The organism is Streptomyces sp. NPDC059256, assembly GCF_042753785.1.
Lineage (GTDB): Bacteria > Actinomycetota > Actinomycetes > Streptomycetales > Streptomycetaceae > Streptomyces.
Map to the genome: position 1 here is coordinate 67,906 of NZ_JBHYZO010000006.1, position 18,763 is coordinate 86,668.

Sequence of the window (18,763 nt, forward strand, 5' to 3'; positions counted from 1 at the left end):
ATCGGCGCCTTCCGGGGTCAGAAGCGGTACACGGAATCCGTCCCCGCGGCTCCACCGGTGGCTTCCTCGCCACCTTCACCACCACCGTCAGCGCCCTGATCCGCGCCTTCCTCGCCGCCCTCGCCACCACCATCAGCGCCCTGATCCGCGCCTTCCTCGCCGCCCTCGCCACCACCATCAGCGCCCTGATCCGCGCCCTCTTCGCCGCCCTCGCCACCACCATCAGCGCCCTGATCCGCGCCCTCTTCGCCGCCTTCACCACCACCATCAGCGCCCTGATCCGCGCCTTCCTCGCCGCCTTCACCACCACCGGTGTCGGAGCCCGTGCCGTCGCCGATCTGGGCGCCCACCGCGGTCAGTGCCGTGGTCACCGGCTGGAAGAAGGTCTCCCCGCCGCTGGTGCAGTTGCCGCTGCCGCCCGAGGTCAGCCCGATCGCGCTGCCGTCACTGCCGAACAGCGCACCACCGCTGTCGCCGGGTTCCGCGCACACATTGGTCTGGATGAGACCGGTGACGGTGCCCTCGGGGTAGTTCACGGTGGCGTCGAGCCCGGTGACCTGCCCGTTCCGCAGACCCGTGGTGCTTCCCATCCGGGCGACTTCCTGCCCGACGGTGGCATCCACGACTCTGTTGATCGCCAGGAGTTCGCCACCGCCGACATCGACGCTGCTCGGTGCCTGGGTCGCGGGGTCGTCGTACGTCACGAGGGCGAAGTCACCGGCTCCGGGGAAGGTCGCCGACCGTACGGTACCGACGGGAGCGCCGCCCTGGGTCTCGGACCAGCGCTCGGCGGCCACGGCGCAGTGACCTGCGGTCAGGAAACCGGAGCCGCCGTCCTGGAGGGTCACGTTGAAGCCCAGCGAGCAGCGCGCGCCGCCGCCGAAGATGGCGTCACCGCCTTCGAGGAAGGTCTTGAACTCCCCCGCGGACTTCTTGATGCGCGCGACTCCGGGGCCGAGGCCCTGTACTGCGGTCTCCAGCCTGTCCCAGCGCTCGCCCGTCACCGTACGGTCGGCCATCACCAGGACCTGATTGGTCCGGGGATCCAGGGCCCAGGAAGTGCCCGGGATCGTGGCCTCACGTGCCAGCGTGCGTCGTGCGCTCAGCAGGGTGCTGGCGCTGTTGCGCACTTCGCGCGCCACCGCCCCGGCCTTCGTCACCCGTTCCACGGCCTTGCTGTCGTCGCCTGCGATGTTGACGACGAGTCGCTTCTTCTTGGCGTCGTAGTACGCGCCCCCGTAGGAGTCGCCGAGGGTGCCGTCGAGTTCTTTGAGGAGGTCGGCGGCCGAGGTCGCGCTCATGGTCTTGGGAGCGTTGGATCCAGCTGCATCGGAGCCGTCCTGGGAAGCGTACGCCTGGGGCAGCAGTACGGCCGCGGCCGTGATGGAGATGGCCGCGGCTCCCGCCAGAGCCGCCTTCCGCTTGGGTATGCGCCTGTGAGTCAACTCGCCGCCTCCTGTGGGGGGTGATGGGGTCCGATCCGGCTGAGCACCGGAGGACGCGTCCGCCCCTTGGTACGGATGAGTCGGGTGGTGTGCTCAATGTGGAAGCGGGTGAGTTGGCTGATGGTCCGCCAGGAGGCGTACGGCACTCCATCGACCGTCGGACCCTCAGACCGCACGGACCTGCGCGGAGGACAGCGATGAGCGTGCGCCGAAACGAGCTTCCTCAGAGGGAAAATTGCATTCCGCATCGTGCGCAGAAACGGGCGCCGGGGTCGTCCGCCGGGCGGTCGCAGGAGGGACAGAGGCGGTTGAGCATGCAGGCCGATTCCCCGCCCTCAGGACCCTGCGCGCCGGTGATGGCGAGGCCGGGGCGCCGACGGTGCGCGGTGAGGTAGACGAGCCCGTCGCCCCCCGCCCGCAGCGATCGACGGGCACCGCGCGGCAGCCAGACCAGAGCGCCGACGGCGAGGGCCTGGCACTGCCCGTCGATCTCCGCCTCGCCGTCGCCGCTGAGCACGCACAGCAGTACGTCGAGGTCCCCTTCTTCGTGCGTCTCGACCCGCTCGCCCGCGGGGAGACGGACGACATTGGCGTCCAACTGCCGGCCCCCGGCTTCGAGCCGCCACAGCGCCCCGCCGCGGCCGGCCGGCACATCGGCCACCTCGGTCCATCGGGCGAGCACTCCGGCTGCGGGGACCTGGGCCATGTCACTCCTCCTGGGGATGGGATCCGGCGTAGGGATCGTAGTCCCGACACAGAAGCGACATATCAGTAGATTGCACTACTGATCATATATTTTTGACTGGTGATCATTTCCGTACGAAGACTCTTCGCCGTGGCGGTCCTCGGTGCGGCACTCGTCGCCTGCGGCGGTGCACGGGAGCCCACCAACCAGACCGAGCAGACCGAACGGACTGCCCCCCGCACCGGGGCTGGTCCCCGTGCCGCCGAGGCGGCGCCCGCGCCCCAACTCGCGCGGCCACGCTCCGGCCTCACACCGGTCTTCGAGCGCGCCCCCGCCTCGGCCACGGCGCCGAAGACCGTGGCACTGACCTTCGACGCCGACATGACCGCCGACCAGGGTCCACGGGCAGCCCGCGGCGAGCGGTTCGACAACCCGGAGCTCATCAGCACGCTGCGCCGCCTCAAGGTCCCCGCGACGATCTTCATGACCGGCCGCTGGGCCGAGGAGTACCCGGCACAGGCCAAGTCGATCGGCACCGATCCCCTCTTCGAGATCGCCAACCACTCGTACAGCCATCACGCCTTCACCGCCCCCTGCTACGGCCTGCCGACCGTCGCGAAGGACGCCATGCGGGCCGATGTGGAACGGGCGTTCAGCGCATTCCGCAAGGTCGGAGCGGAACGGGTGGTGCCGTACTTCCGATTCCCGGGGGGCTGCTACGACCCGACCGCACTGCGTGCGATCGCACCCACCGGGGTGACGGCCGTGCAATGGGACGTGGTCAGCGGAGACGCGTTCGCCAGCGATGCCGACGCCGTGGCCGAGCAGGTGCTCGCGGGGGTGAAGCCCGGCTCCGTGGTGGTCATGCACTGCACGCGCAGCGCCGCGCCCGTGACCGAGCAGGCGATCCGCACCATCGTGCCGAAGCTCAGAGAACGCGGCTACCGCATGGTCAGGGTCTCCGATGTGATGCGCGGGGCGACCACCGGATGACCATGGGCGGCTCAGCCGGAGCACGCCGTCCGCTGTGCCTCCTGCCATTCACAGACCGGGCAGAGCGTGATGCCCCGCACTGACTCCGGATGCTCCGTCGGCTCCCGACAGAGCACGCACTCCGCGAAGGGCGGCCCTTCGTCGGGGGCCGCTTCGGGTCGTTCCGGTGTTACGCAGTACGCCTCGTCCGGCTGGTCCATGACACCGAGCCTACGGGTGGTGCTCAACGATCGCTGAAGGAACCGTCCCCGGGCAGGAGTTCCTCCCGCTGTCAGCCGCTGGTCTCCGTCGCCACATCGGTGCCGCGCAGCGGACCCATCGCACAGGCCGCCGCCCCGGCGAGGACCGCGAACAGCAGCGCCCCGGCGAAGGCGAGCAGCGGCAACCGGGGGTCACCGGTGCGGGAGCCGGAGACCAGGACGGTCACCGCGTACTTGGCGGGCGAACCGGTGGTCACCAGCGCGAGGAGCGAACCGAGCGCGGTGAGGGCGAGCGACCAGCCGCGCGAGTAGAGCAGCGGTCGGGTGCACAGCGCCGCGACCGCCGCGCCCGTCAGCGCACAGACGGCCGCCGCCAGCAGCCCGGCGAAGGTGGCCTCCGGCAGGGGGACCACGGTCCGGTTGTCGGCGCCCATCGCCTTGCTCACCAGGACGACCACCGTGGTGCCCATACATCCCAGCAGACCGGCGCCCATGAGCGCGGTGAGCAGCGGTGCCAACTGGACGCGCTGGGGGCTGGTAGCCGCCGAGGTGATGTCCCGGGCGGACGTGGGCTCCTGGGTGACGCAGACCCGGACCAGCCAGGCGGTGACCGGCAGCAGCGCGGCGGCCGAGTAGCCGAGCGCGTCGAGGACGGGACGGCCCGGTTGGATGCCCACGGCGAGGATGATCCCGTACAGCAGGAACGGCGGCAGCCAGCGCTGGGAGCGCAGCAGCAGGGCGGACTGGTAGCCGAGCAGCGCGAAGAGCGCACTCATCCTTGGCTCACCTTCGTGGCCTCGCGGTGTTCGACCTGGCGGACGTGCCAGGGCGGACGGGCCGAGAGCAGGGCTCTGAGCAGCGAGTCGGAGTAGGGGGCGGTGACCGTGAACACGATGTCGCCGTCGGGCCGCACCTCGTGCTCGGGTGTTCCGGGCAGCCCGTCGGGCGGGGGTGCACCGGGAGGCCCTGAGGCGATGATCTGCACCTGCGGTCCCGCCGCCGTCGCCGAGGGGGGTGGAGCGCCCGGTATCGACGCCGGCGCCGGGATGAGGGTACCCGCGCTCACCGAGTGGACCGCGTCGGCCGCATCGGCCAGCCGCAGCGGATCGTGGTCGACGTAGACCGCGGTGGCCCCCGCCGCGACCCGTTCGGCCACCGCACGGTCGAGTTCGGCCCGGGCCGCCGCGTCGAGTCCGGTCCACGCCTCGTCCAGGACGAGCAACTCGGGCTCGGCCAGGAGCGCTTGGGCGACGGCGACCTTCTGGCTGGTGCCCTTGGAGAGCTCGGCGAGGGGCGTGCCCGCGTGCTCGGCAGCGCCGAAGCGCTCCAGCCACTCATCGGCGCGCGTGGCCGCCGTACGGCGGTCGAGACCGTGGATGCGCCCGATGTGGCGCAGATAGCCCACGGCGGTGAACGGCAGTACGCCCGGGAACCGTTCGGGGACGTACGCCGTGCGGGGGCGGCCGTCGATCCGGCCCTCGCTGGGCGCGTCGATCCCGGCGATCAGCCGGAGCAGGGTGGACTTTCCGGTGCCGTTGGTCCCGGAGATCCGGACCAGGGTGCGTGTCGGGAGTTCGAGATCCACTCCGCGTAGTACCCAGGGGCCGCGCAGTCCGTAGCGGCGGCCGACCGACTGGAGTATCAGTTGGACGCCGCCTTCTGCGGGACCAGCTCGCTGGGCCGGACGATGACGAAGCCCTCGCCCTGGAGCATCAGCTGGACCGCTTCGCCCGAGCCGCCGCGGATCATGGAGCCGAAGGACTGCGAGCGGTTGAGCGAGGTGGTGAGGCTGGCGCTCCAGCCGACGACCGCGTCGGTGTCGACGTAGACGGGCTGCTGGGCGGAGACGGGTATGACGATCGGGGTGCCCTCGCAGATGACGGCGAGCTTGCCCTGACCGGTGAAGACGCTGTTGAAGAGTCCGCCACCGGCCGCGCCGACGCCCTTCACCGTCTTGATCTCGTACGAGAGGGATGAGTCGAAGCACAGGACGTTGCGCCCGTTGATCGTGAGGGCGTCGCCGGGCTCGATGTCGACGATGAAGCAGTTGGCGGCCTCGTGGGCGAACCATGCCTCGCCCTGTCCGCGCACGGCCATCAGCGGCAACCCCTCACCGGTGACCGCACGCTTGAGCATGCCGCCGATGCCCTGACCCTTGCGCTCGAACTGGAGATTGCCCCGGAAGGCGATCATCGACCCCTGGCGCGCATGCATCTCGCCGTTCACGGCGTACTTGATCGACTTGGCGTTCTGCTGGGTCATTCCGGGAACGGTGGCTTGCTGCGCCATGTTCTCGGAGGCGAAGAGGTCGCTTTTCATGGAGTGCATCCTCACCCGGAGGCCGGGGTTCCGCCAAGCCGTTCCCATGGTTGCACCGTGCACTGCTGGCACACTGGCTGCTGTGAGCAGCGAAAACGCAGAACCCGACAATCCCGGGAACCCCTCCGGTTCATCTGTCCCGCCAAGCCAGGACAGTCCGTTCCAGCACGAGAACGTCGATCGCGACACGGCGCCCCAGTTCGTCCTGCCGCTGGTGGTGCGGATCGAGAAGACAGCTCCCCCGGCCCGCACGGATGCGCTGGAGACCGCTGCCCGCGCGGTGCTCACCCTGCTCGGCGACGAGCGGTCGGTGGGCGAAGGGGAATGGGCGCGGGCGGTCAGCGACTGGCAGGACGCCCGGATCCGCAAGGTGGTGCGCCGGGCGCGCGGTGCGGAGTGGCGCAAGGCGTCCGCCCTGCCGGGCATCACGGTCACCGGGCGGGAGTGCGAGGTACGGGTCTTCCCGCCGGTCCCGTTGGACGGCTGGCCCAAGGAACTGGCCAAGCTCCAGGTGTCGGGGACGGATCTGGAGGACCCGGAGCCGCCCGCTCAGCCGGCAGCGGGGGTGCCGGTGCTGTGGCTCAGCCCGGAGGTGGAGATGTCGGCGGGCAAGGCGATGGCACAGGCCGGGCACGGCGCCCAGCTCGCCTGGTGGGAGCTGTCGGACGCCGACCGCACCGAGTGGGCGAAGGCCGGCTTCCCGTTGGCCGTGCGCTCGGCGGACGCGGAGCGTTGGGCGAACCTGGCGTCCAGTGGGCTGCCGGTCGTCCGGGACGCCGGCTTCACCGAGATCGAAGCCGGGTCACGGACAGTGATCGCTGATCATCCCGCGTTGCACCGCTGAACGCCCGACGGGTGGGTTGCGTACCTCTCAGTACCGCCAAAACGATGGCGCCCAGGCTCCGTTGACGGTTGGTTGGCCTCTGGCACATCGGCTCGGGAGGTACTTTGTTGCGGCGCATCAACGGGACGGCTCTGATCATTGCGGCCCTGGTCGCCACCGTGGGGGCCCTGGCCTTCCCGGTGTGGTCGTACGCAGACCGTTCGGGAACCGGTCAGGACAATCTGAACGCCTCGACCGTGGCGACGCAGTGGGGCCCGCTGTCGGCCACCGACCGGGACTTCCTGGTCAAGGTCCGGCTGGCCGGGCTCTGGGAGCTGCCGGCGGGACAGCAGGCGATCGAGCGCGCCCCGACCAAGGCGATCAAGGACACGGGCGACCACCTCGTCGTCGGCCACGCCGATCTCGACCGACGGGCCCGCGAGGTGGCGGGCAAGCTCGGGGTGGAGTTGCCCAACCAGCCGAACGAGCAGCAGCAGGCGTGGCTGCGGGAGCTGTCGGCGGCGAGCGGACGGGAGTACGAGTTCAAGTTCGCCAACATCCTGCGCAACGCCCACGGCAAGGTCTTCTCGCTGATCGCCCAGGTCCGGCACACCACGCGCAACACGCTGATACGGCAGTTGGCGAGCGATGCCAACCAGACGGTGCTGGACCACATCACCATGTTGGAGGGGACCGGCATGGTCGACTTCGACGCCATCGCCAATGAGGCGGCCGGAGGTGCGAAGGCGAGCCCCACCGGGCCGCCGCCGCCGGGCGGGAACGTGCCCGCCGCTCCGCAGCCGGTGGAGCCCAACGGCAGCCAGCAGCTGACCTCCCAGCCGTCCGTACCCCCCGGGCCGCCCGGTGCCGTCAACACCGCCAGGCCGGAGCCCTCGCTCAGCCCCTGACCTCGCGATCCCTACTCGTCGGGAACCTCAAATCCACCTCTGAACGTCTCACTCCCGGGATTTACCCTGTCCTTACAGGGCGATGACACCACCACGCGTCCTCGGCGGTGGCCGAGGCGCGACCGGGAGTTGGGGACACACCGCAGGGGGCGGCATGGCACTCGGCATGGGCATCGGTTGGCGTCCGGAGATAGCGCGGACCGTGGAGGAGTTGCCGGGGCTCGACTGGGTCGAGGTGGTGGCGGAGAACATCTGTCCCTGCCATCTGCCCGACTCGCTGTCCCGGCTGCTGGCGCGCGGTCTGACCGCGGTGCCACACGGGGTGTCCCTGGGGCTGGGCGGCGCCGACCGGCCGTCCGAGCAGCGGCTCAAGGACCTTGCCGAGCGGGCGACCGCACTGGGCGCGCCCCTGGTGACGGAGCACATCGCGTTCGTGCGGGCCGGGGGGAAACTGACCGCGTCCCCGCAGTTGGAGGCCGGTCATCTGCTGCCGGTGCCGAGGACCTGGGACGCCCTGAAGGTCCTGGTCGAGAATGTCCGGATCGCGCAGGACTCGCTGCCCGTACCGCTGGCGCTGGAGAACATCGCCGCGCTGATCTCCTGGCCCGACGAGGAGCTGACGGAGGGGCAGTTCCTCGCCGAACTCGTCGAGCGCACCGGGGTGGGCCTGCTGATCGACGTGGCGAACCTCCACACGAACCACGTCAACCGTGGCGAGGACCCGGCGAAGGCCCTCGCCGAACTCCCGGTGGAAGCGATCGCGTACGTCCATGTGGCGGGCGGCGAGGAACGGGACGGCGTCTGGCACGACACCCACGCCCATCCGGTCACCGAACCCGTCCTAGAGGTGCTGCGGGAACTCGCGTCCCGGGTCAGCCCGCCGGGGGTGCTGCTGGAGCGGGACGACGACTTTCCGCCGTCCGACCAGGTGCACGGCGCGCTCGCGGGCGAGTTGGCGGCGATCAGGGAGGCGGTGGGATGCGGGGTGCAGGCTCCGCCGGCACCCCACTCGGCTCCGCCGACCGCGGCCGACCGGGAGGCCGAAACATCAACCGGGTCGGCCGGGTCGACCGATCCATCGGCCCGGGACCGGCTCGGCATCTCCCAGACGGCGCTCCTCGCCTCCCTGGTGGCGGGCCATCCGGCCCCTGAGGGCTTCGACCACCAGCGGTTGCGGGTGCAGCGGCGGGCGCTCGCGGCCAAGCGGGCGTCCGTCGTCGCCCGCATCGCCCCGGAACTGCCCGAGATCCTCGGCCCCGGCTACCGGCCCGCGTTCCTCGCGTACGCCAAGGGCCGCCCGATGGGCTCGGGATACCGCAAGGACGCGCTCTCCTTCGCCGAACACCTGCTGATTTCCGGCCGGCCCGCCGACGTTCGGGCCCGGCGCCGGCTCACCCGGTGGTGGGAGGATCGCATCGCACCCCGTCCGCCCGGGCGTGCCGCACGGATCGCCCGGGCGGCACGGATGAGACTTCTACGGAGGTAGTCCATGGACACAGCGGCCGTGTTGGTCTGGATCGCGATCGCGGCCTCGTCGATCCCGCTGATCGTCACCGTCGTACGGGCCCAACGGGACAGTCGGGCCCGCGGGGTGGCGGAGGAGATCCGCAGTGTCTACGAGGCCGCGTTCCTCAGCGGCGGTCCCGTACGGGTCGTGGACACGGCAGTGACGGCCATGCACGCGGACGGACGCCTACAGATAGGCGGACCCGGCATCGTGGGCGTACACAACGACGTCTCCCACGACCCCGTGGAGCGGGCCGTGCTCACACATCTGGCCAACTCCGACGACCACCAACTGAACACGCTGCGGTACAAGGTGATGCGCAAGCCGGCGGTGACCGGCATCGCCAGTGGACTGACCGATCGCGGACTGATGATGTCGCTCCGGCGCATCGGCGCGGGACCCGTCCTCTGGGGGCACGGCCAGGCGACCCTGTGCTGGATGGGGCTGACGACCGCGACCACGCTCACCGTCGTCAGCCATGTCCATGACTGGGACCGTCCCGCCCTGCCCTTCGTCCTGTTGGTCCTGCCGGCGCTGGTCTGGGGCATCGTGACCGGGCATCTGATGGCGCGCCGGGTCAGTCGGCGGGTGACGAAGGCGGGGCTGCGGGCCCTGCGCGACTACGGCCGACGCTCCGCAGGCTCGACGGCTCCCGGACAGCGGGTGGCGGTGCAGGGGGCGAGCGCTGCGGGTCATCCGCTGCTGCGGACGCTCCTCGCCGCTTCCGTGGCGGTGCCCCTGATGGCCGCCACGACAGGCGGGGGAGACGGCGGGGGAGACGGCGGTGGTGGCGACGGCTGCGGAGGGTGCGGCGGCTGCGGCTGCGGATGACCCCGGACGGCCATCGATCCGACGGCGCCGGTGGCTCCCCGGGCCTGGCGCTGCGCGGAGTTCGACACCGCATCCCGGGGGCGCACTGAAGGCCGAAGGGCGCATCGGAGTCATTGACCGCGACACCGTTCGGCGGTGCTTTACTCGCCCCGACGCGCCACGAAGGATCGATCCCTTGACCGCCGTCCGCACACGATCGGAGGACGGCGGGCGACGAAGGGATCTGGATGAGAGCACGCGCACGACACGGGGTCCTCATCGGCCTCGGCTCCCTGTCGATCAGCACGCTGATCGTCCCGCCGGCGGGCGGCGCCACGACCACCGTGACCGAGTCCCACGGCACCGCCATCGCAGCCGCACGTGCCGCTGGCGCGGGCATCTCGTTCGGGGCCTGCCCCGAGGTGGAGCGGCTCCCCTCCTCGGTGAAGTGCGGCACCGTCGAAGTGCCGCTGGACTACGCACAGCCGTCGGGCCGGCAGATCTCCCTCACGGTCAGTCGGATTCCGGCGAGCGGTGATCCGGCCGACTACCAGGGCGCGTTCGTCTACAACCCGGGCGGTCCCGGCGCATCCAGCATGTACTTCCCCCTGGCCGGACAACTCCCGGAGTGGAAGCGCATCGCCCGCGCCTACGACCTGGTGGGCTACGCGCCCCGCGGTGTCGCACGTTCCGCGCCGCTGTCCTGTGAGGAGCCGTCCGAGCGGGCCCAGGGCCCGACCCCGGATCCGACCCACCCCTCCCCCGCCGAGAAGCAGCGACGGATCGCCGAGGCGAAGGCGTACGCCGAGGGCTGTGCCCAACGGAACGGCGGCGCATTGCGGCACTACACCTCGCTGAACAACGCGCGTGACCTCGATGTGCTGCGAGCGGCGCTCGGACAGCAGCGGCTGACGTTCATGGGTGCCTCCTACGGCACCTACTTCGGTGCGGTGTACGCCACCCTCTTCCCCTCCCACGTGCGTCGCATGGTCTTCGACTCGGCGGTCAACCCGGCCCCGGAGAAGATCTGGTACCGCAGCAACCTCGACCAGAACACCGCCTTCGAGCGCCGCTGGGCGGACTTCCGCACCTGGATCGCCAAGCACGACGACGTCTACGGGCTGGGAGCGACGCCCGACGCGGTGGCGCGCAGCTATGAACGGGCGAGTGCCCGGCTGGCCGTGGAGCCCGCGGGGGGCACGGTGGGACCGGGCGAGTTGCACGGGGCGTTCCTGGGCGCGGGGTACTACGACGACTACTGGGTGCCGAGGGCCACGGCACTCTCGGAGTATCTGCGCGGCAACGACAAGCCGTTGATCGCTCAGGCCGCGCCGCGGACCGGGGCCGCGAAGGAGTCGGAGAACGCGCGGGCCGTCTACTCCGCCATCGAGTGCAACGACGCCCCCTGGCCCACCGACTGGGCGGTGTGGGACCGGGACAACACGGAACTCGCCCGTACCGCGCCCTTCGAGACCTGGGACAACGCCTGGATGAACCTGCCCTGTGCCTTCTGGCAGGGGCCCCGACAGCAGCCCCTGGACGTGGGCACCCGCCGGGGTGCGCTGCCGCCGGTGCTGATCCTCGCGGCGGAGCGGGACGGGGCGACCCCGTACGAAGGGGCGAAGGAGCTGACGCGCCGGTTGAAGGGGGCGGTCCTGATCACCGAGGAGGACGCCGGTACCCATGGCATCGGCGGCGGCGCCAACGCCTGTGTGAACGCCCATCTGGAGGAGTACCTGCTCCAGGGGAGGACGCCGGTGCGGCGCGCGTCGTGCGCGCCGCACCCGGAGCCGGACCCGGTGTCGCTGGAGCGGCGGAGCGAGCAGCGCAGGCTGCCGAACGCCGTCTGACCTTCCGGGTCGGACAGGCCGGGGCCGCTGGTGTGCGGTCCCGGCCTTCGTCATGTCCGGGGCCGCTGATGCGCGGCGCCGGGAGCGGGTGGAGACCCGTCAGGCGAGCGAGGCCACCAGTTCGGAGACCTCCTTGCGACGGCCCGTGTAGAACGGGACCTCCTCGCGCACGTGCATCCGGGCCTCGGACGCCCGCAGATGACGCATCAGATCCACGATCCGGTGCAGTTCGTCCGCCTCGAAGGCAAGGATCCACTCGTAGTCGCCGAGGGAGAACGAGGCGACCGTGTTGGCGCGGACGTCCGGGTAGCCGCGGGCCATCTTGCCGTGGTCGGCGAGCATGCGTCGACGGTCCTCGTCGGGCAGCAGGTACCAGTCGTACGAGCGGACGAAGGGGTAGACGCTGACGTAGTCGCGCGGGTTCTCGTCGGCGAGGAACGCCGGGATGTGCGACTTGTTGAACTCGGCGGGCCGGTGCAGGGCCATGTTCGACCAGACCGGGTCAAGCGCCCGGCCGAGGCGGGTGCGACGGAAGAGGTTGTACGCATCCTGGAGCTCGTCCGAGGTCTCGGCGTGCCACCAGATCAACACGTCGGCGTCGGCGCGCAGCCCGGAGAGGTCGTACGTGCCGCGCACCGTGATGTCCTTGGCGGCGAGCTGGTCGAACAGCTCCTGGACCTCGTCGGCGTAGCCGGAGCGGTCATCGGGCAGCACATCGCGCAGCTTGAAGACGGACCACAGCGTGTAGCGGATGACCTCGTTGAGGTCCTTGGCCTTCTTGCCGGCGTTCGGAATCTTTTCTGGTGCGCTCATGGGGCTATTGTCCCGCGCCCCGATCGGTGCCCGGCGCCAGGGTGTGCGTGGCGAGGATCTCGTCGGCGGCGCGCTGTCCGCCGGCGATGCAGGCCGGGATGCCGACGCCGTCGTAGGCCGCACCGCAGAGCGCCAGACCGGGCAGCTTGGCGACCTCCCGGTGGATGCGTGCGACCCGGGCGGGATGGCCCACCGGGTACTGGGGAAGTCCTCGCGTCCACCGGGTGACGGTGACGGCGACGGCGGTGGCCGTGACCCCGGTGGCCTGGCGGAGGTCGCCCGACGCCGCGTCGATCAACTCGGCGTCCTCGCGCTGCAACTGCTCCTCCTCGCCGTGGCGGCCGATGGATGCGCGCAGCACGAAGAGTTCGGGCGAGCGGTCGCGGACCCACTGCCACTTCTGGGTGGAGAAGGTGGACGCCTTGATGGTGCGGCCGTCGACCGGAGGGACGAGGAAGCCGCTACCGGCGGGGAGGCCGGTCATCGCGGAGCGCGGGAAGGCGAGGGTGACCAGGGCCATCGAGGCGTATTCGATCCGGTCGACCTCGGCGGCTGCGGCGGGGGACTCGGCGGCGAGCAGGGTCGCCGCGGGGCCGGCGGGCACGGCGAGGACCACGGCGTCGGCGGTCAGGGTCCGGTCGGTGAGGCGGACTTCCCAGCCGTCCGAGCGGCGGTTCAGCGCGATGACGGGCGTGCGGTGGAGGATCTCGCCACCGCCCGCGCGCACCGCGTCGGCGACCGCTTCCGGCAGGGTGCCGACACCGCCTTCGATGCCGAGGAAGACGGGCCCGTCCTGCTGCTGTTCCCGGGCCCTGCGCTGCACTTCCTGGACGCCCGCGAGCAATGAGCCCCGCTTCTTGGCCGCGGCGAAGAGGTGGGGGACGGCGGCCTGCATGGAGATCCGATAGGCGTCACCCGCGTACACACCGCCGAGCAGCGGTTCCACCAGGCGGTCGACGACTTCACGGCCGAGGCGCTCGGCGGCGAACGCTCCGATGGCCACGTCCTCGTCGAGTTCGACGGCGGGCAGGTCGCGCTCCTCGGCGATGCGTGCGACGCCGCGCGGCGACAGGATTCCGGCGAGCGCCTCGGGGGTCCCTGGGACTCCCATCACATGTCCCTTGGGCATGGGGCGCAGGGCGTCGCGCGTCCACAGCGCAGCGGTGGCCGTGGCAGGCGCCTGGAGTCTGTCGCCGAGGCCGACCGCACGGGCGAGGTCGATCGCTTCGGGGCGTCGGGCGAGCAGGGACTCGGCGCCGAGGTCGATCGGGGTGCCTTCGATCTCTCCGGCGAGCAGTTTGCCGCCGAGCCTGTCGGTGGACTCAAGGAGGGTGACCCTGACCCCCGCGCCGACGAGACGGTGAGCGGCGGCGAGCCCGGTGATCCCGCCCCCGATGACGACGACGTGCCCGGGGTCCGTCCGGGGTCCGGTACCGGTGTCCTGGGAAGACTGCATGCCTCCACTGTCTCAGACCTGCTTGGGGCAGCCTTGAGCGACCGGTTGCGCACCGTTCGGTTTGCTTCAGTTCTCCTCAGTTCTCTTCACATCACGTCGCATCCCGTCGCATCACGTCGGGTCCCGTGTCCCGTCCGATCCGATTCGAGTCCCGACCGTGATCGGTTCGCTACCGCCGGGAGGAAACCGGACGCAGGAACCCACCGTCAAAAGGGCGATATCCAGCGACGGAATCGATATGGGGGGCCATATGCGTGCACGACGTACGTGCGCCGTAGTTCTGCTGACCGCCTCACTCGCGGTGGCGGGTTGCGCCGCGAGTGACGGGGACAACAAATCGGCCAGGGCGGTCGACGCCGCGGCCGAGCGGGGGACGGTGGGCGGCGCCAAGGAGGCGGCGGCGGATCCGAAGGGGGACCAACAGGGCTCCCCGAAGGCGGCACCGGCTCTCAAGCTGGCGCCCTCGCACATCATCCGCACCGCCGAACTGCGGGTCCGGGTCAAGGACTCGGCGAAGGCACTGACCGCCGCCCGCAGGACCGCGGAGCGGGTGGGCGGCCATGTCGCAGAGGAGTCCACCGAGCGCATCGGCGACGACGAGATGGACACGCGGGTGGTCCTGCGCGTTCCGCAGGAACGGTACGACGAGGTGCTGGCCGAGTTGGCGGGCGCGGGAAAGCTCCTGCTGCGCACCTCGAACGCCACCGATGTGACCGATGAGGTCGTCGACGTGGAGAGCCGCATCGCCACCCAGCGGGCGAGCGTGACCCGGGTGCGGGCACTCATGGACCGGGCCGACAAGCTCGCCGACGTGGTGACCCTGGAGGGGCAGCTCAGCAGCCGTCAGGCGGAACTGGAGTCGCTGCTCGCCCGACAGGCGTCACTGAAGGACCGTACGAGTCTGTCGACGATCGAGCTCACGCTCTCCGAGACCGAGGAGCCCAAGGACGAGGAAGAGGGCGACCCCGGCTTCCTGGACGCGCTGGAGGGCGGCTGGGACGCCCTGGTGACCTCACTGCGCTGGACCGTGGTGGTGCTCGGCGCGGTGGCGCCGTTCGCCGCCCTGCTGGGCCTGTTGTACGCGCTGTGGCGGTGGGCGGTGCGCCCCCGACTGAACGGGCGCCGGCCGGTCCCGGAGCCATCGCCCGCTCCCCTGCCCGCCTATGCGGCGACGCCCCCGAAGACCGAACAGGAGGAACCTGACGGCAGCTGACCAGGCACTCCCCCGTAGCGTGGGGGCATGACGAGTCCCAGAACGGTCGAGCGACTGGTGGTCATCGGAGGCGATGCGGCGGGCATGTCCGCCGCATCGCAGGCACGCAGGCTCAAGGGGCCGGACGAGTTGGAGATCGTCGCGTTCGAACGCGGCCACTTCAGCTCGTTCTCGGCGTGCGGGATCCCGTACTGGGTCGGCGGCCAGGTCGATGAGCGCGCCGATCTGATCGCCCGTACACCGGCCGAGCACCGCGAGCGCGCGATCGACCTCCGGATGCGTACGGAGGTCGTGGAGATCGACACGGCGCGCGGGCGGGTGCGCTCGCACGATCTGGAGAGCGGCACGCACGCGTGGACCGGCTACGACAGGCTCGTACTGGCCACCGGGGCGCGCCCCGTGCGTCCGCCGCTGCCCGGCATCGACGCCCCGGGTGTGCACGGGGTGCAGAACCTCGACGACGGCCAGGCGCTGCTGGACACGCTCGCGGCCACCGAGGGACGCCGCGCGGTCGTGATCGGCGCCGGCTACATCGGGGTGGAGATGGCGGAGGCCCTGCTGAACCGGGGCTTCGAGGTGACGGTCCTCAACCGTGGCGAGCAGCCGATGGCGACGCTCGACCCGGACATGGGTTCCCTGGTGCACCAGGCGATGGACGGTCTGGGCATCACCACGGTCAATCGCGCCGAGGTGACCGAGATCCACACCGACGACGCGGGCCGGGCCTGTGCGGTCGCCACGCGTGACGCCGTCCATCCGGCGGATGTCGTGGTCCTCGGCATGGGCGTGGAGCCGGAGACCTCGCTGGCGAAGGCCGCGGGACTGCCGCTGGGCGCTTACGGGGGGCTGCTCACGGACCTGTCGATGCGGGTGCGCGGCGAGGACCGCATCTGGGCCGGTGGGGACTGCGTCGAGGTGCTCGACCTGGTCTCGGGCCGGGATCGCCATGTGCCGCTCGGCACCCACGCCAACAAGCACGGCCAGATCATCGGCTCCAATGTGGCCGGGGGCTACGGCACGTTCCCCGGCGTGGTGGGCACGGCGGTCAGCAAGGTCTGTGAGCTGGAGATCGCCCGAACCGGTCTGCGGGAGCGGGAGGCGTCAGCGGTGGGCCTGCAGTTCGTGACGGCGAAGGTCGAGTCCACCAGCCGGGCGGGCTACTACCCCGGGGCAGCGCTGATGACGGTGAAGATGATCGCCGAGCACCGTACGGGTCGGCTCCTGGGCGTGCAGATCGTGGGCCGTGAGGGCGCGGCGAAGCGGGTGGACATCGCGGCGGTGGCGCTGACGGCCGGAATGACGGTCGAGCAGATGACCGCCCTGGACCTCGGGTACGCGCCCCCGTTCTCCCCGGTCTGGGACCCGGTGCTGGTGGCGGCCCGCAAGGCGGCCACGGCGGTACGGGCGGGCTGACGGCCCCGGGCAGGGGTTGCGGGTGGCTCCCCTGCCCACGACGTCCTCAGCAGTTCCTTGCGTGATGTCAACGGCCTTGCCGGAAGGCGTGATTGTGCCTCGGGCGCGGTGCGCGGGCGCGCCGGTTCAGCGGGCCGTCTGCTCGTGGACCGATGCCACCAGGCGCGTCAGCGCGTCCGGGTCGGTCGTGGGGAGCACACCGTGGCCCAGGTTGAAGATATGGCCTTCCAGGCCCTCCGCCGCGTCGAGCACCTCTCGGGTCTTGCTCTCCACCGCCTCGCGGGAGGAGAACAGCACCGCGGGGTCGAGGTTGCCCTGGAGCGCCTTGCCGGGGCCGACCCGTCGGGCGGCCTCGTCCAGCGGGACGCGCCAGTCCACGCCCACCACGTCGGCGCCGGCCTCGCCCATGAGGCCGAGGAGCTCACCGGTGCCCACGCCGAAGTGGATGCGGGGCACCCCGTAGGAGGCCACCGCATCGAACACCTTGGTCGAGGCGGGCATCACGGAGCGGCGGTAGTCGGCCGGCGCGAGTGCGCCGACCCAGGAGTCGAAGAGCTGGACGGCGCTGGCTCCGGCTTCAATCTGCACCTTCAAGAACGCCGAGGTGATCTCGGCGAGACGGTCCAGCAGATCGGCCCACAGCTGCGGGTCGCCGTACATCATCGCCTTGGTGTGCTCGTGGTTGCGGGAGGGCCCGCCCTCCACGAGGTAGCTGGCGAGCGTGAAGGGCGCGCCGGCGAACCCGATGAGCGGGGTGGTGCCGAGCTCGGCCGTGAGCAGGCCGATCGCCTCGGTCACGTACCAGACGTCCTCGGGCGTGAGGTCCCTGAGCCGGGTCAGGTCGGCGCGGGTGCGGATGGGGTCGGCGACGACCGGGCCGACGCCGGGCTTGATGTCGAGGTCCACGCCGATCGCCTTGAGCGGGACCACGATGTCGCTGAAGTAGATCGCGGCGTCGACCTTGTGGCGGCGGACCGGTTGGAGCGTGATCTCGGTGACCAACTCGGGCCGCATGCACGATTCCAGCATCGCCGTGCCCTCGCGCACCTTCAGGTACTCGGGCAGGGAACGGCCGGCCTGGCGCATGAACCAGACCGGTGTGTGCGGGACGGGCTCCCGCCGGCACGCCTTGAGGAAGGCGGATTCGTACGGCTTCGGCTGCTGGCCCGTGGGGCGGTCGTTGACGCTCACGCCCCAAATCTTCGCACGCCGGGTGGAAGTGGCTGCCCCGGCCCGGGTGTCCTTCCCTGCGCTCAGGGCCCGTTCCGCCTACTCTTCCCCGCATGGCCGCGGCTCAGGGACGTTATTCAGATCATTCTGACCAGTCTGATCAGTCACATCACGCACAATCCGGTTCGCCCGGCACGGGCGGGGACGACAAGGACGGTGCTGACGACGGCACGCAGGACACTGTGCCCCGCGCGTTCCGGCTCGCGGTCGAAGGGCTGCGGTCGGCGCGGCTGCGGCCCGGGATCGAAGTGGACCCCACCCGCCCGCCGCAGCGGCTCGCCCCGCATGCGTACGCGCTGGAGGCCGCGGTCGTCGAGGACGACGAGGACCTCGCGGACGGGCGGCTGGTCCTGCTGCACGATCCGGCCGGGCACGACGCCTGGCAGGGCACGTTCCGGTTGGTGACCCTGATCCGCGCCGAGCTGGAGCCGGAGATGGCGGCGGACCCCCTGCTGCCCGAGGTGTCCTGGTCGTGGCTGACGGGGGCGCTGGAGGCCCGGGGGCTGGCATACGGCGAACCCAGCGGGACCGTGACCCGCGCCGGGTCGCACTACTTCGGCGGGCTCGCCGAGCGCCGGCCCGCGACCCAGATCGAGATCCGGGCGTCGTGGACGCCCCGGGAGGGCCGGGACGGCGTGCCCGACACGGCCGCTCACCTGGCCGCCTGGTGTGATCTGCTCTGCCAGATCGCCGGGCTCCCGCCGGCCGCGGTCGGGGTGGAGCCGGGTGCCGGTGTGGTGTCGTTGCCGCAGCGCCGGGGGCCGCAGCACCGGTGACCTGAGAACCGAGAGGCGGCTCGCACCGCGCCACCGCCCCCTCTTTCGGACTGCGGCGCGGGACTGAGGCGGAGGACTGAGGCGGAGGACGACAGGGGCAGTGCGCCGAAGTGCGCAGCGCCCGGACGGCTCCGGTCGCGGACCCGCGCCGTCCGCCCGCCGCCCCCGCCGACGTACGCCGTGGTCTGCGGCAAAAGGCGATACGGTCAGCTCAACCGATGCGGCTACCTCGGCTGACGCAACAGTGCGTCGGTCGATAGGGCTGTCGCGCCTCCCGACCTGGCTCGGGCTCGGCGCCGACCCGCCTTCGGAGCGACCGCTC

General features: G+C 71.2%; 18 protein-coding genes. 9 read left to right on the forward strand and 9 right to left on the reverse strand.

Annotation, left to right across the window (positions count from 1 at the left end; translation table 11 throughout):
• Positions 1-17 precede the first annotated feature (17 nt).
• Together ACFXJL_RS16180 and ACFXJL_RS16185 are read right to left on the reverse strand one after the other, a co-directional pair.
• Positions 18-1,445, reverse strand: coding sequence for a S1 family peptidase (locus ACFXJL_RS16180; protein ID WP_384692815.1), 1,428 nt, complete (start codon positions 1,443-1,445; stop codon positions 18-20).
• Between the two features lie 223 nt (positions 1,446-1,668).
• Complete coding sequence (locus ACFXJL_RS16185; protein WP_384692817.1) at positions 1,669-2,151, reverse strand: cupin domain-containing protein; 483 nt, start codon at positions 2,149-2,151, stop codon at positions 1,669-1,671.
• A 99-nt stretch (positions 2,152-2,250) separates the two neighbouring features.
• On the opposite strand from ACFXJL_RS16185, the gene ACFXJL_RS16190 reads away from it, so the two are divergent.
• Positions 2,251-3,123 (forward strand): polysaccharide deacetylase family protein, encoded by an 873-nt coding sequence (locus ACFXJL_RS16190; RefSeq protein WP_384692820.1) that lies wholly within the window; start codon positions 2,251-2,253, stop codon positions 3,121-3,123.
• 11 nt (positions 3,124-3,134) lie between these two features.
• On the opposite strand, the gene ACFXJL_RS16195 is transcribed toward ACFXJL_RS16190, so the two are convergent.
• From ACFXJL_RS16195 to ACFXJL_RS16210, 4 genes are all read right to left on the reverse strand, one after another.
• A complete protein-coding gene (locus ACFXJL_RS16195) occupies positions 3,135-3,323 on the reverse strand; it encodes a hypothetical protein (RefSeq protein ID WP_384632843.1) in 189 nt (62 codons plus the stop codon).
• Positions 3,324-3,394: 71 nt separating this feature from the next.
• Positions 3,395-4,099, reverse strand: coding sequence for an ABC transporter (locus ACFXJL_RS16200; RefSeq protein WP_384692823.1), 705 nt, complete (start codon positions 4,097-4,099; stop codon positions 3,395-3,397).
• A complete protein-coding gene (locus tag ACFXJL_RS16205; protein ID WP_384632846.1) occupies positions 4,096-4,908 on the reverse strand; it encodes an ATP-binding cassette domain-containing protein in 813 nt (270 codons plus the stop codon). Before ACFXJL_RS16205 ends, ACFXJL_RS16200 begins: the two co-directional genes overlap by 4 nt.
• 56 nt (positions 4,909-4,964) lie before the next feature.
• Entirely contained in the window at positions 4,965-5,642 is a 678-nt protein-coding gene (locus ACFXJL_RS16210) for an AIM24 family protein (RefSeq protein ID WP_358878363.1), read from the reverse strand.
• Between the two features lie 46 nt (positions 5,643-5,688).
• Here ACFXJL_RS16210 and ACFXJL_RS16215 point away from each other — a divergent pair, with 46 nt between their 5' ends.
• From ACFXJL_RS16215 to ACFXJL_RS16235, 5 genes are all read left to right on the forward strand, one after another.
• A complete protein-coding gene (locus tag ACFXJL_RS16215; RefSeq protein WP_384692827.1) occupies positions 5,689-6,486 on the forward strand; it encodes an aminoacyl-tRNA hydrolase in 798 nt (265 codons plus the stop codon).
• Between the two features lie 107 nt (positions 6,487-6,593).
• On the forward strand, positions 6,594-7,373 hold the full coding sequence (locus ACFXJL_RS16220; RefSeq protein ID WP_358878361.1) for a DUF4142 domain-containing protein: 780 nt from the start codon (positions 6,594-6,596) through the stop codon (positions 7,371-7,373).
• A gap of 154 nt (positions 7,374-7,527) precedes the next feature.
• Positions 7,528-8,859, forward strand: coding sequence for a DUF692 domain-containing protein (locus ACFXJL_RS16225; RefSeq protein WP_384693265.1), 1,332 nt, complete (start codon positions 7,528-7,530; stop codon positions 8,857-8,859).
• Positions 8,860-8,862: 3 nt separating this feature from the next.
• Positions 8,863-9,711 (forward strand): TIGR04222 domain-containing membrane protein, encoded by an 849-nt coding sequence (locus ACFXJL_RS16230; RefSeq protein WP_384632855.1) that lies wholly within the window; start codon positions 8,863-8,865, stop codon positions 9,709-9,711.
• Positions 9,712-9,938: 227 nt separating this feature from the next.
• Positions 9,939-11,540, forward strand: a complete 1,602-nt coding sequence (locus ACFXJL_RS16235) for an alpha/beta hydrolase (RefSeq protein WP_384692831.1) — start codon at positions 9,939-9,941, stop codon at positions 11,538-11,540.
• Between the two features lie 99 nt (positions 11,541-11,639).
• Here ACFXJL_RS16235 and hemQ read toward each other — a convergent pair whose 3' ends face one another.
• Complete coding sequence (gene hemQ, locus ACFXJL_RS16240; RefSeq protein ID WP_358878358.1) at positions 11,640-12,353, reverse strand: hydrogen peroxide-dependent heme synthase; 714 nt, start codon at positions 12,351-12,353, stop codon at positions 11,640-11,642.
• 4 nt (positions 12,354-12,357) lie between these two features.
• Positions 12,358-13,809, reverse strand: coding sequence for a protoporphyrinogen oxidase (hemG, locus tag ACFXJL_RS16245; protein ID WP_384692834.1), 1,452 nt, complete (start codon positions 13,807-13,809; stop codon positions 12,358-12,360).
• A 250-nt stretch (positions 13,810-14,059) separates the two neighbouring features.
• Between hemG and ACFXJL_RS16250 the strand changes: the two genes are divergently transcribed.
• Together ACFXJL_RS16250 and ACFXJL_RS16255 are read left to right on the forward strand one after the other, a co-directional pair.
• Entirely contained in the window at positions 14,060-15,022 is a 963-nt protein-coding gene (locus tag ACFXJL_RS16250; RefSeq protein ID WP_384692837.1) for a DUF4349 domain-containing protein, read from the forward strand.
• Between the two features lie 27 nt (positions 15,023-15,049).
• Positions 15,050-16,435 carry an FAD-dependent oxidoreductase gene (locus tag ACFXJL_RS16255; RefSeq protein WP_384692839.1) on the forward strand — a complete coding sequence of 462 codons (1,386 nt, stop codon included), beginning with the start codon at positions 15,050-15,052 and terminating at the stop codon, positions 16,433-16,435.
• A 126-nt stretch (positions 16,436-16,561) separates the two neighbouring features.
• On the opposite strand, the gene hemE is transcribed toward ACFXJL_RS16255, so the two are convergent.
• A complete protein-coding gene (gene hemE / locus ACFXJL_RS16260; protein ID WP_329024404.1) occupies positions 16,562-17,626 on the reverse strand; it encodes a uroporphyrinogen decarboxylase in 1,065 nt (354 codons plus the stop codon).
• A 92-nt stretch (positions 17,627-17,718) separates the two neighbouring features.
• On the opposite strand from hemE, the gene ACFXJL_RS16265 reads away from it, so the two are divergent.
• Complete coding sequence (locus tag ACFXJL_RS16265; protein ID WP_384692842.1) at positions 17,719-18,441, forward strand: DUF3000 domain-containing protein; 723 nt, start codon at positions 17,719-17,721, stop codon at positions 18,439-18,441.
• Positions 18,442-18,763 lie beyond the last annotated feature (322 nt).